This window comes from Rhodococcus jostii NBRC 16295, assembly GCF_001894825.1.
Taxonomy (GTDB): Bacteria; Actinomycetota; Actinomycetes; order Mycobacteriales; family Mycobacteriaceae; genus Rhodococcus_F; species Rhodococcus_F jostii.
On sequence record NZ_BCWY01000026.1, the window covers coordinates 1 to 16,231 of the forward strand.

Consider the following 16,231-nt stretch of genomic DNA (forward strand, 5'->3'; position numbering starts at 1 on the left):
CGTCAGTTCCAAAGGGAGGCCCACCACGCCGACCGTGGAGGGAGCCGGTGACCGACCGCCATGCGATACCGGTTGTACTCCGTTTCCCTGTGTGTCCGGTCCGGCGCGCAGCGCCATGTCGTCGACCGGGAAGCCGTGGGCGCGTTGCAGGGTTCGCAGTTCCTCTCCGAAGTCGGCAGCGGCGGTCGGGCGCTGACCGGGCTCGCGGGACATCGCCCGTGCGATCACCGCGGACACGTCGTCGGGGATCCCGTGCTCACGCAGATCGGGCACCTCTTGCGTCGTGATGCGCAGGAACTGCGCGACCACCTGTTCACCGCTGCGACGTTCGAACGCGGCATGGCCGGTGAGAGCACTGAACAGGGTGGCACCGAGGCCGTAGACGTCGGCGGGCGGATGCGGTGGCTCACCTCCGAGTACCTCCGGTGCGGTGTATGCGGGCGACCCGGTGACGGCGCCGGTGGCGGTTTCGAAGCCGCCGCTGACGTGCGCGATGCCGAAGTCGGCCAGTTCCGGCTCGCCGTAATCGGTGAGCAGGATGTTCGCGGGCTTGATGTCCCGGTGCAGGATGCCGAGCCGGTGCGCCGACTCCACCGCGCCCGCGATCTTCACCCCGAGGCGCAGCGCCTTCTCCACCGGCAGCGGACCGCGACGGCGGATCCACACGTCGAGCGAACCCTGCGAGTGGTACGGCATCACGATGTAGGGAAGTCCGCTGCCGGTGGCACCGACCTGTAGGACGCCCACGATGTTCGGGTCCCGGTGAGCCGCCCCATCGCCCGCTGCTCCCGGAAGAACCGGGCCCGGTTCTCCTCGTCGAGTTCGACGGTGAGTACCTTCACCGCCACCGTGCGATCCAGGTCCTCCTGGGTGCAGCGATAGACCACGCCGAAACCGCCGCGTCCGATCTCCTGCACGTCAGCGAAACCAGCTCCACCCAGTTCGGCGGCCGGGGACGGCGGGTACCGCTGAGTGTCGAGCGGATCACCTTCACCCATCGGACGGTCTACTCACTCCGCCGACTCGTGGCTCCGCACTGGTCCCGACGGCACGACCAGCGCAAATACAACCGTGGACCCACCTCTCGATAGCGTCCTCTCAGAGGATATCTCTGACTGTGACCGGTCGCGTCGGCCGCGCACTCGGAAGGCATCATGCAGTTCTTTAGTACTGCATCGCCAGTCTGCGACTGATGAGACTGGCGTGGTAACTGATCCGATGTGGAGTCAGAGGTGCTGGAGCGACCGGTGGGGTTCACTGCGTTCTATGTGCTATTCGCGCATCGGTTTCGGGGGTGGAGTCGCGGCGGCGGATGGGCGCGTACGTGCGCGGGACTGCTGGGTGAGGTCGAGCGCATGAACGGATGGACACTGGCGGAGGCGGCCGGTGATGCGGGCCCGGAGGGCATGCAACGGCTGCTGAACTTCTATTCCCGGGGACTGCGACAGGACCCGCGGAGGGCGTGACGTAGGGTGAGGTCTTTCTTCGAGGCGGTCGATGACCTGGGCGAGGACGTGTTTCGTTGACCAATGCCGACGTCGGGATACGTCACGAGACAGGGTTTTGATGAAGGGCGCGCGCTCGGCCGAGGTGGCCCGACAGTACTCCGGGTCCGCTGGGCGGATTGTGAACGCCAGATCGGGGTGTTCCTCGCCCACGCCTCCGACCGGACCGGGCGTTGATCGACTGGGAGTTGTACCCGCCGAAGGCCGCGGGCCGTGGACGGTGCCGCGCCGCCGGGATCGGCGACGAGGCGGAACTCGCCACCAAACCCGAACTGGCGCAGACGATGAGCAAAAGAGCCCTCGACGCCGGGGGGCTGCCGTTCCGGTGGTTTACCGGCGACGAGGCCTACGGGAAGGTCGGCAGGCTCCGCATGTGACTCGAATCCCGTGGTGTGGCCCATGCTCTCGCTATCCCGAAGTCACAGATGATGATCTCAATGAAGCTGCGTCAGCGCCGAACCCACGCCGGGATCGCCGACCTGCCCGAAACCGCGTGGAAGCGGATCAACTGCGGCGACGGACCCACGCTCTACGACTGGGCGGTGGTCGACAACCGGGCACTCCGGGAGCTCGGTCGCGGTCACTAGTTGCTCGCCCGACGCTCTAAACCACCAAGGAGACCGGCAAGAACACTACTGCTGTCATGCGACAGATCGAGGTCTCGCGCACGATGGTCTTTGACCCGCAGCGACGGGCCCCGGGCGTAGACCGTGATCAATTCGCCCTACGCCCTGCGCTGTCACCGGAGTCTGACCAATCTCGACAAAGCCCGTGACGTCAACCGTCGCACGCTCGATCTTGAATGCGTCCGCGCAACGGACTCATCGAACGCCTACCGCACACCAACACCTACGTCCACTCCGGCGGCGGGCAGCGCGGCGCGATCATCTACATCAAGGTCCACCCGACCCCTACGTCCACTGCTGGCAGCGAAATACCCGCCCGCACCGCCGGATCTGCGTCAAGCTCTGAAAACCATCGATCACCACATCCGCGACTACGTCGATACAGCACGACTCGCCGTGGTCTGAAAACCGTGAGTGCTAGCGATCAAGGTGCGCTAGCGCCAGACGTCGCGGATGGGGGTCGCCGAGGTCGGTGGGGCGGCCGGGATGGCGCTCGGAGTGCGACTGAATCGTGGAGCCGGTGCGTGCTGCATGGTGTGGTCGAGCTCGATCAACGAGCTGCGCGCCTTGATGTGGGGATGCTCGCTCGCTTCCGCGAAAGTTAGCACCGGAGTTACGCATGCGTCCGTTGCGCCGAACACCCGGACCCATTCGTCCCGTGTCTTCGACCGAAATCGATCGGCGAGTATTCGTTGCAACTCGGGGTGCGTCGAAGTCTCGTACTGCGCGGGTAGCTCCTCGGGGTTCAACCCGAGCCCGCGCAGCAGCTCGGCGTAGAACGGCTGCTCGATCGCTCCCACCGCCACGTACTTCGCGTCCGCGGTCTCGTAGGTGTCGTAGTAGGGGTGCCCGCCGTCGAGCACGTTGACACCGCGCTCGTCCGACCACTGCCCACGAGCGCGCAGTCCCCAGATCATGTGCGAGATCGCGAGGGCACCGTCCACCATCGCGGCGTCGACCACCTGACCGAGTCCGGACCGCTGCCGCTCGACCAGCGCCGCAAGCACACCGACGATCAGCAGCATCGAGCCGCCTCCGAAATCGCCGATCAGGTTCAGCGGTGGAACGGGACGTTCACCGCGTCGCCCGATGGCGTGCAGGACACCGGTGAGTGAAATGTAGTTGATGTCGTGACCGGCGCGTTCGGCCAAGGGCCCGTCTTGGCCCCACCCCGTCATTCGCGCGTAGATCAGGCCCGCGTTGCGGCGACGACACGTGTCGGGGCCGAGGCCGAGCCGCTCAGTCACGCCGGGCCGGAACCCTTCGATCAGCACATCGGCACGATCGACGAGGTCGAGTACCTGGGTGACGTCCGAGTCCTTCTTGAGGTCGGCATGGACCAACGCATATCGGCCGCGCAACTGCTGGTCGTGCGACGCGACGCGTCCGCCACGTTGAACACGGACTACCTCCGCGCCCAGGTCTGCAAGCAATAGCGCTGCGTGCGGGCCCGGCCCGATGCCCGCCAACTCCACCACCCGCAGGCCGGCGAGCGGGCCGGCGCCGGGCACATAAGATCTCTCGTTCATCCAGAACTCCTCACGCCGAACTCGACCAACCGCGGAGACCACAACCCGTTCCGTCGCGTCGCAGCGTTTGCTGACCGCGGAGGGAACCCGACTGCCGACTACCGAACCGGTGACGATGCCCGATCATTGCCTGACGCCTCAAGTAAATACTATACAACTTTCTCGGTGATTGTGCCTTGATCTCGGCGCCGGCCGCGCGAGCCCACATCGGAGTCCAACCTGCAAGGAAGCGGAGCAGCTGATGAATGCGGCCTTCGATGCAGAACCAAGACGAACTGCGAACGTCCGTGTCGTTTCCTCGAAGCGAGGTCTCCCGAATCGGGGGTCCGCCGACTCATGGAGATGGCTAAAGGGTATGAACCTTAGTCTCAGACGGGTGCGGGTTTCAGCATCGCTCCGGCATCGACACGCAGGTTGACTCCTGTCATGTAGCGCGACTGCTCACTGGCGAGGAAGGCAACGACATTGGAGATGTCGATCGGCTCGATATACGGGATCGGCATCGCTTGCATAGCGGGGAACGCATCGACGACGTCCTCGCGGGTCGGCTCCTCCAAGTCGGGGCGGAAGGCCTTGTATACGTCAATGTTGTGCAGGAGCAGAGTGTTGCAGTTGGTCGGGTGGATTGCGTTGAGTCGTATCGATTGTGGAGCAAGCTGCAGGGCCAGCGCCTCGACGTAGCGCGCGATCGTCTGCTTTGCCCACGAGTACCCGGAGCCGCCTGGGCCGAGCTTCTCGGTGGCTCCCTCGATCATTCCGGCGGTCGAGCCGGTCACGATGATCGACGCTCCGGCCTGCAGATGCGGCAGACTGACCGCGACTGTGTTCATCACTCCGATGAGGTCGACATCCGTAGCGTCGATGAACGCCTCGCAGCGCGAGCCCCCTTGACCCGGATAGATCCCCGCGTTGGCGACGACGATATCCAGACGACCGAACGGGGTGAGCCCTTCGGCCACCGCCTCGGTCAGCTGGTGACGGATCCGAACGTCCGCGACGGACGCAACGATTCGCCGGTCGAGCTTTTCGACTTGCCGAACGGTCTCGGCCAGATCGTCCGATGTGGCCAACGGATAGTTGACGGTACCGATCTGATCACAGATGTCGACTGCGATAATGTCGGCACCCTCGGAGGCCAGCCTCACCGCGTGACTGCGGCCCTGCCCTCGTGCAGCCCCCGTTACGAACGCGACTTTACCGTCCAGATTCCCCATCAGATGAACCTCTCAATCTCATTTTCTCGGTGTGGTCCGTGGGCAGACGTTGCGCACCTACAGTCGGGTCGCGCTGTTGGAGCCGTGTCGGTCCCCGCTGCGCTGCGGGTCTGCTTCGATCGCGGGTGACGGAGAGTACTCACGACCAGGTCAGCGTCTTGAGTTCGGTGAACTCGGCGAGACCGTGCTTTCCCCATTCGCGCCCGAAGCCACTCTGTTTGAATCCTCCGAAGGCTCCCCACGTTCCGATCGAGGACGGTGCGCGACCCCATCCCGGTCCCTGGTCCTCTCCTGGCGGCTGTTGTGCAACTGATCCGTTCACCTCGGTCTGAACCGCCATGTATCCCGAGCGGATCTTGCGAGCGACGTTGAAGGCGCGAGTCGTGTTCGCGGACACGACTCCGCCGGCCAGACCAAAGATGGTGTCGTTCGCCAGGTGGACGGCTTCGTCATCCTCGCCGCTATACTCGATCACGGTCAGAACCGGGCCGAAGATTTCCTCCTGCGCGACCCGCATGTCATTGCGCGCATTCATCAGAACCGTGGGTTCGTAGTAGTAGCCGTACTTCATGTGGTCAGGGCGCCTTCCTCCCACAAGAACGCTTGCGCCCTCATCTACACCTGACTGCACCATGCGCTCCACACGGTCGCGTTGCTCGGCCCTGATCAGGGGGCCCAGCGTGGTGCTCTCGTCGCGCGGATCGCCAATCTTGACCGCGGCGTAGGCAGCGTTCACGCCCGCGACGTAGGCGTCGCGCAGATGGGCCGGCAGCAGCAATCTGCTCTGCACGACGCAAGCCTGACCGCAGTGGGCAAGGACGTCCGTGAAGCCTACTGAGGCGGCGTAGTCCTCCGAAACGTCGCCGAGGACCACGCGTGCGCTCTTTCCCCCCAACTCCAGTTTCACTCGCTTGATCGTCGCTGCCGCGTTGGCCATGATGCTCCGGCCGGTCACAGTCGATCCAGTGAACGTGACAAGGTCGACCAACGGACTCGCAGTCAAAAGGTTTCCGACCTCGGCACCGCCCGACACGACGTTGACAACCCCTGGGGGTATGCCGGCATCCGTGGCAGCGCGTGCGATCTCATACGCGTCCAGCGGAGTCCAGGGGTGAGGTTTGAGGACCACAGTGCATCCGGCGGCAATCGCCGGGATCGTCTTGAACAGGTTAATTTGGAACGGGAAGTTGAACGGCGTGATGGCACACACCACACCGGCCGGCTCGCGTACGACGGCAGTGCCTCCCATACCGCTCAGGCCACCGACCGGCAACCCCATCTCGACCCAGTCGAGCGCGCTGTGCAGGTTGTCTCCGTACCAGTGAACCGCATCGACGGCGCCGGCGCACTGGATGAAATCGACGGTGCCGATGCTGTTGCCGCCTACTGTGGCACCCGTCTCGGCCACGATGAGGTCGTGAAGCTCGGGGTGGCGCTCGGTCAGAATGTTCGCCATCCTCTTGATGGCACGTCCCCGTTCGACAGGGGTCGTTTGAGGCCACGGGCCGGTGTCGAATGCTCGGCGTGCGGCCTCTATCGCCCGTCGGGCATCCTCTGCCGTGGCGTCCGGGACCGTACCGATGATCTCTTCGTCGGCAGGGTTGAGAACTGTGATGCGTTCGGCGCTCGAGGATTCCACCTCACGACCGTCGATGTACAGATCATGGTTCCACTTCATCTTCGGTTCCTCCGCCTCGGTTGCCGACCGACCGATCTGCTGTGTCTCGAACTCGTACGGACCGCCGGGGATGGCCACCCGTCTCCAGCGAGGCGGCCCACAGATTGGGCGACTCTCCGCTCCGCACCTGCTCTTCGGCGACGGCGCGCGGGTGGCCGCCAAAGCCAAGGGCGTCGCCGATCACGATCGGCCTCTTTCAACGATCTCCGTCGCGTCTGATCCGCGACGAGGGGTGTGCCGTCCGTCACAGTATTGAAGGACCGCTTCTCTGTCAAGTAAATGCTATACATCTATAGTGAATCGATGCGCACACGGCGTGTGCCCGCTGCCGCGTCGGGGCCGACCACGGTCACCGCTGCGATGTCGCCTTGCTGCGGGGCGTGCCTCCGTGCTGGGCTAGGCCTTCCGCATCACGCTGAAGCCTATTTCTCCTTTCGCCGTTGATCGTTGGGGCCTGGGTCGCCCGTCACCACGCCGCGCATAGCCGTGTCGGCGCGCCGGTCGGCTTGAGCCGCGACAGACCGGAGGCCGTTGTCGAGCGGCAAGCCAGTGAACTGGGGGTTGGGTTCGCCGAACCGCGCTCGTCGAGGTGGTCGGGCGGACATGGGAACAGCGACCGATCATGGGCGTTTTGAACCGGGATCCACTGACGCGGCGACCGGCGCCAGCGGTGCAGGCAGGACCGCAACCGACACCGCCACGAAAGGGGACACATCGTGAGTTCGATCGGCATCGGCCTCCTCCTTCTCCGGATCTGCCTGGGCATGACCATGGCTGCACACGGTTATGGAAAACTCTTCCGCGGAAACGGTATTGCCGGTACCGCCGACTGGTTCGACAGCATCGGCATGCGCCCGGGCAGGGCGCACGCATGGCTGACGGCGCTCACCGAGGTCGGTGCCGGGTTACTCCTCGCGATCGGCCTGCTCACACCGTTCGCCGCGGCGGCGTTCGTCTCGCTGATGATCGCCGCCGCCTGGACCGTGCATCGTGGGCACGGATTCTTTGTCGTCGCCGACGGGTGGGAGTACAACCTGGTGCTCGCCGTCGGTGCGCTGTCCGTCGCCGTCGCTGGCGCCGGGCGCCTGAGTGTCGACTGGGTGATCTTCGGCGGGAATCTCCTGTCGGGCTGGGCCGGCTTCCTCATCGCGGGGATACTGGGCGTTGCGGCTGCCGGCGGCCTGCTCGGAACGTCATTCCGCCCTATCGCTCCACAAGACGGCCTCGAACTGCAACGAGAGTCAGCCTGAAGGATATTCCGAGAACATTCGGCGCGCGAATCCGTATGTGACGTAGTCGCGACCTACGCGCACTCGGGTGGTCGCCTGACTTCAATGAGGGCGGAGGTGATCATGCTGCGGTCGCCAACCATCACCATCACGCGCAGCCCGAACGCGGTGCGCACGGTCTCGACGAGGGGCGGGGTCGGCGGTGTTCCCAAGATCACCAGCACCGCGCGATCGGGCGGCACACCGGGTCGGTCGGCGACCGTATTCGATCGGCGAGAGTCCTTCTTGTCCCGCGCTGCCGGCCGGGACAATCGAAGCGGTACGCGCGGCACCGCCCCGCGCCGCGACGGTGACGACCGGGACAGTGGAGGTGACGCGGTCGCTGCCGCACGGTCACGTGGCCGCGGTCGCCACGCAGGCCGGGCGCTGGGTCTGCTGACGCTGCCTGACCCGGCCGGCCGGGCCGGGGCCTGGCGCTGGCGGTGACCATCGCCCGAGTGACCCGCCTGCCTCGCACCCGGCTGGCTCGCCATATGGCAACCGCCCCAACATCACAGCGAAACCTGCCAAAGACACGCGGAACTCTTGATTACACCAATCGGTGCTTGGCTGCGACTTCCCGCAGCCCACCCCACAGAACCGGAATCGACCGCCGCAAATTCGGTCTCGAGCTGGCACTTTTGAGGGGAATTCGAGATTCGATTGAGTTTCTCCATGCACGGACCGCTTGCCGCAAAGTTGGCCTCACCTGGCCACCAGTTCTTTCAGTCGATATTCACACATTCCGATGCAGTAGAGACAAAGGAACGCACGCGTCTCCCCCGGCTCGTGGGCTTCGAGGGCTCAGCTTTGCTTGCGGGATCCACCAAGATCAACCGAAGCTCAGATCAGATCACGCACGCCAGCTCACGCCAGGTGAACCCAGATTCCAATCAGCACCGGATCAAAGAAATCTGTCGCCGACGCTCCGAACACCCGATAAACGTAGGCATCAACGCCTTAATACTGTATAGTACTCACTTCATGAAGGTTCTGTGATAGGAGGCTCGAGTTGTCCATTGACCGTCGAGGGCGTACTCAGGGCGACTATCGCCTTCCATATCGCTGGCACTTCGATTCGGTCGCCGAAGCAGAGGCCCTGGCGCGCAAAGTCCTTCCCCGCGCTATGTATCTTCGCCTCAATAGCGGTGCTGGCGAGAGCCGAACGATGCGGGCAAACGGACAAGCATACGGTGACGTGACATTCCGCCCACGAGCGGCGACCGTCCCGCCGATCCGCGCGACATCGACCACCATTCTCGGCGTTCCGATCACTGCACCGGTATTGTTGGCGCCGGTCGGCGCCCTCAGGCTGCAGCACCCCGAAGGGGCCGCCGCAGCAGTGGACGCGGCTGGGCAGTTCGGCACAATCTGCGCCATCAGCCCGGCCTCGGGACACTCCTTCGACGAGCTTGCATCGAGATCCGGCGCCACACCACTATGGTCCCAGGTCACCACGGCGATCGGAGGTCGAGATGGCGCCGAGAAGCAGATCGCCACGGTGCACGACCTGGGATACCACGCGCTCGTTGTGACTGTAGATTCAGCGCTGCGCCCCAAAGTTCCACCGATTCGATTGAACACCCGCACGGTCGTCGGATTTGCGCCCGATCTCATCCGTCACCCGCGTTGGACGGCAAAGTTTGTGCGGGATGGAATGCGTTTGGGCGTCGCGAATCGGGCCGTCGGAGCCACACCCGATCCCGACGCTCGCCCGCTTGCATGGGATGACCTACGTTGGATGTCCGAGTTGTGGCGCGGGCCGATCGTAGTCAAGGGCATTTTGACGGCCGATGATGCCCGACGAGCAGTTGATCTCGGCGCTGCAGCGATCGTCGTCTCCAACCACGGCGGACTCACCCTCGACGATGTTCCTGCCACTCTCAGCGTGCTGCGGGAAGTCGTCGAGGCGGTGAATGGACAAGTGCAGGTACTTATCGACGGTGGAATCCGTTCCGGCAACGATGTCGTCAAGGCGGTGGCGCTCGGTGCTGACGCTGTTCTCGTCGGCCGCGCCTATGTGATGGGTCTCGCTGCGGGTGGCGCCGCCGGCGTCGGGCGTGTCCTCGATATTCTTCAGGATGATATCCAGCGTGCGCTGGCGTTTCTCGGCTGTGCGTCGATTGATGAAGTCGACCTTTCGCACGTCCGAATTCCTGCAGACTGGGCCAGCATACGTAGCGAACTCAATTGACGAAGGGGTCGAAAGTGGTATCGAACATGACCGATGAGGTCCGAGTCGTAGTAACTGGCCACGATGGCCAGGGGCGCAGTGTAGTTCGTGACGATCGTCCGGTGCGCCGATTTCCGGTCCCGTCCGCGGGAACCGTTTTCCATCTGCTTTGGGGTGCTGATTCGTTGCCGCGCTTTCCGGACGACGGTGGCGCCGACGACAGTGTCGTGCCCTTCCCTCCGGTGGGCGGGATCAGATTCGTTCAGATGATGGTTCTGCCTGACGGGAAGGCCGACGACGCAACCGATAACGTTGAGAACGTGCATCTCGCCGAGGGTGAGAGGCCGGGAATGCATACCACCGCGTCAGTCGACTGCTGCGTAGTGATCGAGGGCGAGGTCTGGCTCGAACTTTCGGACGGCGTCGAGGTGCACCTCAGGCAGGGTGACAGCATCGTGCAGAACGGGACCATGCACGGATGGCGCAACCACACGGATCAGGTCGCTCGAGTTGGGGTGTTCCTCGTGGGTACCGAGCACGACGGCCTCGCACCGCGCGCGTGACCAAACGCGGACGCCCTGCGCCTCCGATCTCAGTTCGGACTATGGCGCAGGGCGTCTGCGTTTGGTTCGAGGCCTACCAAGCGAACGACAGACCCAGGTCCACTGGCAGTACGATACCCGTGACATAGCGTGCCTCGTCGGATGCGAGATAGGCTACTGCCGCGGAGATGTCGGCCGGCTCGATCCAGGGTTCATCGAGGGGATGCATCTTGCGCATCACGTTTGCGGCGTCTTCGACGGTCGGGTTCTCCTTGTCTGGGCAGAAGATTTGATACAGCCGATCGTTCAGAACGAAGTCGGTGGGGACAGCAGTTGGGGCCACACAGTTGATTCGAATCTTGTGTGGCGCCAGATCATTGGCCATCGATTTCATCATTCCGATGACTCCGGTTTTTGCCGCAATGTACGGAGCCAGCTGGGGGGCCGCCTTGATCGCGGCCGCCGAGCTCGTCATTACGATTGAGCCACCACGGCCCGCGTCGATCATCGAAGGGACCGCTGCTGAGACCGTGTTCCATACTCCGGTCAGGCATACTGCGAGAACATCATCCCATTCTTGCTGCGACACCTTCCAAAACGGAAGCGAGTTGATACCGATCCCCGCGTTGGCGATCACGATATCGATCTTGCCGAACATGCTGAGTCCCTCATCCACAATTGTGGTGATCTGCTCACGATCGCGGACGTCGGCCCTGCCCGCGACGATCTTACCTCCGGCGGCCTCGACCAACCTGACCGTCTCGTCGAGATCTTCTTGGGTGGCCTGCTTATAGGGGACGGTGTCGTATGTGCACAGTCCGTCGAACCCAATGATCGAAACACCCTCCGACACAAGACGAAGTGCGTGAGAGCGACCTTGCCCACGCGCGACGCCGCTTACGAGTGCGACCTTGTCCGTCAACCTTCCCATGACCACTCCCTCTGGTGCTGTATCCATTTGCTTGCTGTGTTTGCTGTGTTGTTCTCAACCCGGCGGTTCGCCTCAGGGCAGTGATCGCGGGGCCTGTGCGTCAACCCGTAAGATCCGCACGCCACCTCTCGATTCGCTGATCGAATCGGTCGCGCGACCCGGGATGGGGGGCGAGCAGGAATCGCCCCTCTTCTACAGCTGCCACAGTCGCTTGAGCCACCTCCGATGCTTGGGCGAGCTGCCCGGTGGACGCCGCGAAGGTTCCAGGGTTCGAGCGCGGGTCCACCCCGCGGTCCGCTTTGGGTCTGAGGTGCGCGGGACGGTCCCGCGGACCGTCCGTCATCAATCGAGTCAGTGTCGGTCCTGGGCACAGGACGGTGACGCCGACATCGATGCCTCGCTCGGCGAGGTCTAACGCCAGCGTCTCGGAGATCGACACGACTGCGTGCTTGGCCGCGTTGTACGGGCCATTGAGGGGGACACTCGCAATTCCTGCCATTGACGCGGTGTTGATGACGTGACCGGATCCCTGGGATACCAGATGTGGCACGAAGGAGGAGATCCCGTGGATGACACCCCACATGTCAACGCCGAGGAGCCACTTCCATTCGACGTGCTCGAATTCCCACAGGGGCATATTCTTGCCGACGGTGCCGGCGTTGTTGCAGACCACATCCACTCGGCCGAAGTGCTCGAGCGTCCTAGCGGCGAGGCGATCGACGGCCTCCGGATCGGTCACGTCGGTGGGGACTGTCAGGACCCTACCGGGCTGCCCGTTCAGCCCTTCCGCGGCGGATGCGAGTGCTGCCTCATCGATATCGCTAATCACGACGTCGAGGCCGCGCTGCGTGAATTGCTCACACAGCGCGAGGCCGATGCCGCTTGCGCCACCGGTGACTACCGCAACCTGCCCTGCTGTCAATTTCACGATTCAACTCCATTGTTGTCGTGGCTCGAACACCTTGTCGAGTACCGTGTCCAACTATGCGTCACGCGCGCTATCCGGGCGACGCCGTTCGAACTCGGACCTGACTGACGAGATTCGAACCTCTCGGACGGCGAGTGGGGCGATAGGCGCCCCGCACCGACAGATCGCCGTGGCCCTCCGAGTGCGGCACCGACCTCGGGGTTGCCGAGATCTGTGGTGATCGCCGCCCGAACGGGCATATGTTTCGGCGCTTTGGACCAAAAGAACTTCCTATCAAGTAAGTAACAACTATACTAGTATGACCCATTGGCGCAAGGCTTGCGCCTCTACCACGGCACGTATATAGAGTATCTACTTACCTTTACCTGATAAGGGTCGTTCCCGCCGACTGGACCGGAACACCGAAGACGTATTTCTCGGAGAAATGAGGGTGTGGTGGACTATTCGATCTGTCTGGCCACGACAGGAGCCGGGCTGTGGACGAGTCACGATGGTGGCAAGAGTTGGATCCTGTCGCATTGCGACAATCCGAAGTATCCCTACGAACTGTGTGTCCGGGCGATTACCGCGTCCCCTGATGGTTCCGGCGCGGTGTGGGCGACGATCGATTCCGAACGCGGCGAGGACATTCTGGCCCGGAGCGTCGACCGCGGCGAAACGTACCAGTACGTGGGTGTTCCGGCCCAGGGTAGGCAGGTACTCAGCCTGGCCGTCGACCCGCACTCTCCACGGACAATCTTGGCTGGCACACGGCCGGGCGGAGTCTTCCGCAGCACCGACGGCGGTGTTAACTGGACCGAACTTCCCGTCGGAGTGTCGCCGGAATGCAGCATCGGTGCGACCCGGGTGACTGCGATCCGATACACCGATGTCCCCGGCGAAATCTGGGTGTCGGTCGAGATCGACGGGCTGTACCACAGCACAGATGGGGGTGGGAGCTGGCGACGGTTCGAGGTATCCGGAGGGCAGGTACTCCTCGGTGAGGGTGAGATCTGGAAGGACGAACGCCACGCCGACATACACGATGTGGTTGCCGGACGCAGCGCCGACGGAAGGCGCAGCGTTTTCGTTGCCACCCCGATCGGGTTCTTTGCATCCGACGACGGCAATCGTACGTGGCGGTGCACGCGGTACCCGGTCGACGACACGTACGAGTCATCGCTTTTCTATACCCGCAGCCTCCACGCCAATGCCGCCGAGCCTTCCGTGCTGGTCGTGGGCGTGGGCCGTCGCCCACCGGACCACGGGTCGCTGGGCGCGATTCATCGCAGCGAAGACGGCGGCCTCACCTGGCGGCCGGTCAGCCCGGTCCTGCGCTCGGTCGTGTGGAAGATCGCCGGACACCCGCACGACGCCAACGTGCTCGCTGCGGTCACGCTGTTCGGACAGGTCGCGACCACGACTGACGGCGGCTCGTCGTGGCAGCTATGCGAACGTGAGTTCGGCGAGATCCGCGGCGTGGCAGTGGTCGGGTCATGAACGTATGCCTGGTATCGGACCTGACGTCTGTCCGATGGCAAGACAACTCCCCCCGCCTGAACGGTCGTCGAGGCACCGCCTTTGGGCCGTTCTCGACGATCCCTGAATCCGAGGTGATGAACGCATGAAGGTCCAGGACTCCGCGGTCGCCGACCGACCTGAGTCGGTCGCATCCGCGATTGCTCACAACAGTGGCGGCCTCTACATCGGGGGCAAGTGGACGCCCCGGTCGACCGCGGCGACGACGCCTCTTGTCGCGCCGGCCACCGAACAGATCTACGCGCACGCCGTCGTCCCGACGATCGCCGACGCTGACGCTGCGGTCACTGCGGCTCGCCGAGCATTCGAGACGGGTACGTGGCGTACGACTCCCGTTGCCGAGCGGGTTGCCGTCATCGACCGAGCGTGCGCCCTCATCGCCGAACGAGCAGGCGTTATCGCCGAGATCGCCGCGCATGAGATGGGTGCACCAGTCCAAGTGACCCGAATGATGACAGGCGTCGTCCTCGACGTCGTCCGCGGGATGGGTGAGCAGGCCCGATCCGTTCCCGACGTCGAGCCGGGCACTGGGCTGTGGGACTTCGAGATCCAGCGCGATCCCGCGGGTGTCGTGGTGGACATCGTTCCGTGGAACAGTCCATTCACGGCCACGATGATGAAGTCCGCGCAAGCCCTGCTCGCCGGTTGCAGCGTGATCAGTAAGCCGCCACCAACCGCACCGTTTGCAGTGGTGGAGTGGGCGCGGGCCCTCGAACTCGCTGGTCTGCCGAATGGCGTCTACAGCGTCCTTGCCGCCGATCCGTCAGTCGCCGAGCACCTGGTGGCACACCCCGGGGTGGACCTCGTCGTGTTCACCGGTGGCACCGGGGTGGGACGGCGCGTGGCCGAGCTGTGCGGGCGCAACCTCAAGCGGGTCGTTCTCGAACTCGGTGGCAAGTCAGCGGCGGTCGTGCTCGACGATGCCGACCTGCGACTCGCGGTGGACAGCGTCGCGGCAAGCGTGTATTTCAATTCCGGCCAGATCTGCAGCGCGTTGTCCCGCCTCGTGATTCCCGCTCACGCGGTCGACGACGTCGTCGAGATGCTCCGTGTGAAGGCCAACAGCGTCGTAGTGGGTGATCCGCTCGCGGACACGACGACGATGGGCCCGATGGCCACCCGCGAACATCATCAAAGGGTTCTTCAACGAGTCCGCGAGGGACGCGAGGAGGGCGGCCGGTTGGTCTACGGCGGCGAACGACCGACCGAGCCGGCGCAGGGGTGGTACGTGACGCCGACGCTGTTCGTGGGCGACAACTCGTTGTCAATCGCCCGCGAGGAGATCTTCGGTCCGGTAGTGACGATCCTGCCGTACGATCACGCCGACGAGGCGATCACTATTGCGAACGACTCCCCCTTTGGGCTCGGCGGGAGCGTGTTCTCCCGCGACGACGAGCGCGCCCGAGCAGTCGCCGCACAATTGGACACGGGCAGCGTCACTATCAACGGGTACACCACGAATCTGCTTGCACCGCGTGATCCACACAAGGACTCCGGAATCGGTTCGGTGACCGGGGCAGCGGGATATCAAAATTTCCGGACCAGCCGACTGGTCAACCTCCGCGCCGGCGGCCGCGCGTGGCGGCCGACGGAGCTCTTCGCCGACGCCGAGTAATGCACACCGGCCCGGAGCGCACCCGAGCCACAGCGGCACGAGTGGGTGACTGTAGTCCGACGCCGTACGGCAACACTGCTCGATCGGACCCACAAATCAGGCTCGACGGGAAGCCGTCGAGGACAACAAAGGAGAAACGTTCGTGTACATCACACTGTCGCGCTTTCGCGTCGAAGGGGATGGCCAGGCGTTCGACAATTGGCTACTGCCCTTGGCTGACAAGCAGCGCGCTTTACCCGGAAATGTCATGTATCAGGTATTGCATGACCCGCATGACCCGCAGGCGCGCGTGCTGACCGAGGTTTGGGAGACCGAGGACGACCACATCGCCCACCTGACCGACCCTGATCACGTCGAGATCATCGCCATGGGGTCAGAACATGGAATGCGCGATGTTTACGTCCATCACTGGAGCCGTGCTGAGGGGCATATTGAACGCGGTCGCGGACGCACCGAGCACCGGCTCGCCGATCGCGACGAACGGTCCGACATGTACCACTTGATCGACGAGCTCCGCACCGCGCGAGGACTTCCCACCAGCTGATTCACGATCACCGGCATCGAGCGCCGTTTGTAGCTGGGCGAGGTGGATGGACGGGCGGGATAAGACTTCAGTGTCCCATCACCATTGGGCGCCGGCGCCAGGTACATCCTGGCCCCGCCCGCCTTCATCTCGAGCGGCGCGGGCTCTCGTCATGGATCGG

At 64.0% G+C, this 16,231-nt stretch carries 12 protein-coding genes and 3 pseudogenes; 9 read left to right on the forward strand and 6 right to left on the reverse strand.

The annotated features are described in order from the left end of the window. Positions 1 to 998: pseudogene (locus RJ1_RS18115) on the reverse strand (serine/threonine-protein kinase); the annotation flags it as partial. Between the two features lie 222 nt (positions 999 to 1,220). Here RJ1_RS18115 and RJ1_RS49310 point away from each other — a divergent pair. After that, positions 1,221 to 1,458 (forward strand): annotated as a pseudogene (locus tag RJ1_RS49310) (IS701 family transposase); the annotation flags it as partial. A gap of 105 nt (positions 1,459 to 1,563) precedes the next feature. Beyond that, positions 1,564 to 2,089 (forward strand): annotated as a pseudogene (locus RJ1_RS49315) (IS701 family transposase); the annotation flags it as partial. 476 nt (positions 2,090 to 2,565) lie between these two features. Here RJ1_RS49315 and RJ1_RS18130 read toward each other — a convergent pair. The 3 genes from RJ1_RS18130 to RJ1_RS18140 all read right to left on the reverse strand — a co-directional run bounded on the left by RJ1_RS18130 (position 2,566) and on the right by RJ1_RS18140 (position 6,630). Next, positions 2,566 to 3,660, reverse strand: coding sequence for a CaiB/BaiF CoA transferase family protein (locus RJ1_RS18130; protein WP_073362209.1), 1,095 nt, complete (start codon positions 3,658 to 3,660; stop codon positions 2,566 to 2,568). Positions 3,661 to 4,028: 368 nt separating this feature from the next. Then, positions 4,029 to 4,877 carry a mycofactocin-coupled SDR family oxidoreductase gene (locus tag RJ1_RS18135; protein ID WP_275887628.1) on the reverse strand — a complete coding sequence of 283 codons (849 nt, stop codon included), beginning with the start codon at positions 4,875 to 4,877 and terminating at the stop codon, positions 4,029 to 4,031. 136 nt (positions 4,878 to 5,013) lie between these two features. Further along, complete coding sequence (locus RJ1_RS18140; RefSeq protein ID WP_240319551.1) at positions 5,014 to 6,630, reverse strand: aldehyde dehydrogenase family protein; 1,617 nt, start codon at positions 6,628 to 6,630, stop codon at positions 5,014 to 5,016. Between the two features lie 638 nt (positions 6,631 to 7,268). On the opposite strand from RJ1_RS18140, the gene RJ1_RS18145 reads away from it, so the two are divergent. The 4 genes from RJ1_RS18145 (at position 7,269) to RJ1_RS18155 (ending at position 10,556) form a co-directional block, all read left to right on the forward strand. Then, positions 7,269 to 7,802, forward strand: coding sequence for a DoxX family protein (locus RJ1_RS18145; protein ID WP_073362213.1), 534 nt, complete (start codon positions 7,269 to 7,271; stop codon positions 7,800 to 7,802). A 102-nt stretch (positions 7,803 to 7,904) separates the two neighbouring features. Further along, entirely contained in the window at positions 7,905 to 8,267 is a 363-nt protein-coding gene (locus RJ1_RS45945; RefSeq protein ID WP_143048776.1) for a hypothetical protein, read from the forward strand. A gap of 565 nt (positions 8,268 to 8,832) precedes the next feature. Then, complete coding sequence (locus RJ1_RS18150) at positions 8,833 to 10,014, forward strand: alpha-hydroxy acid oxidase (RefSeq protein WP_143048775.1); 1,182 nt, start codon at positions 8,833 to 8,835, stop codon at positions 10,012 to 10,014. A gap of 26 nt (positions 10,015 to 10,040) precedes the next feature. Beyond that, on the forward strand, positions 10,041 to 10,556 hold the full coding sequence (locus RJ1_RS18155; RefSeq protein ID WP_073362215.1) for a cupin domain-containing protein: 516 nt from the start codon (positions 10,041 to 10,043) through the stop codon (positions 10,554 to 10,556). A gap of 73 nt (positions 10,557 to 10,629) precedes the next feature. Here the strand turns inward: RJ1_RS18155 and RJ1_RS18160 are convergent, their stop codons facing one another. Continuing rightward, positions 10,630 to 11,466 carry a mycofactocin-coupled SDR family oxidoreductase gene (locus RJ1_RS18160; RefSeq protein WP_073362217.1) on the reverse strand — a complete coding sequence of 279 codons (837 nt, stop codon included), beginning with the start codon at positions 11,464 to 11,466 and terminating at the stop codon, positions 10,630 to 10,632. Positions 11,467 to 11,566: 100 nt separating this feature from the next. Then, positions 11,567 to 12,394 carry an SDR family NAD(P)-dependent oxidoreductase gene (locus RJ1_RS48845; protein WP_073362219.1) on the reverse strand — a complete coding sequence of 276 codons (828 nt, stop codon included), beginning with the start codon at positions 12,392 to 12,394 and terminating at the stop codon, positions 11,567 to 11,569. Positions 12,395 to 12,829: 435 nt separating this feature from the next. Here RJ1_RS48845 and RJ1_RS18170 point away from each other — a divergent pair, with 435 nt between their 5' ends. The 3 genes from RJ1_RS18170 to RJ1_RS18180 all read left to right on the forward strand — a co-directional run bounded on the left by RJ1_RS18170 (position 12,830) and on the right by RJ1_RS18180 (position 16,071). Next, positions 12,830 to 13,873, forward strand: coding sequence for a WD40/YVTN/BNR-like repeat-containing protein (locus RJ1_RS18170; RefSeq protein ID WP_143048774.1), 1,044 nt, complete (start codon positions 12,830 to 12,832; stop codon positions 13,871 to 13,873). 124 nt (positions 13,874 to 13,997) lie between these two features. Then, positions 13,998 to 15,527 (forward strand): aldehyde dehydrogenase family protein, encoded by a 1,530-nt coding sequence (locus RJ1_RS18175; protein ID WP_073362224.1) that lies wholly within the window; start codon positions 13,998 to 14,000, stop codon positions 15,525 to 15,527. Positions 15,528 to 15,669: 142 nt separating this feature from the next. Further along, complete coding sequence (locus RJ1_RS18180; RefSeq protein WP_073362226.1) at positions 15,670 to 16,071, forward strand: putative quinol monooxygenase; 402 nt, start codon at positions 15,670 to 15,672, stop codon at positions 16,069 to 16,071. Positions 16,072 to 16,231: the final 160 nt, after the last annotated feature.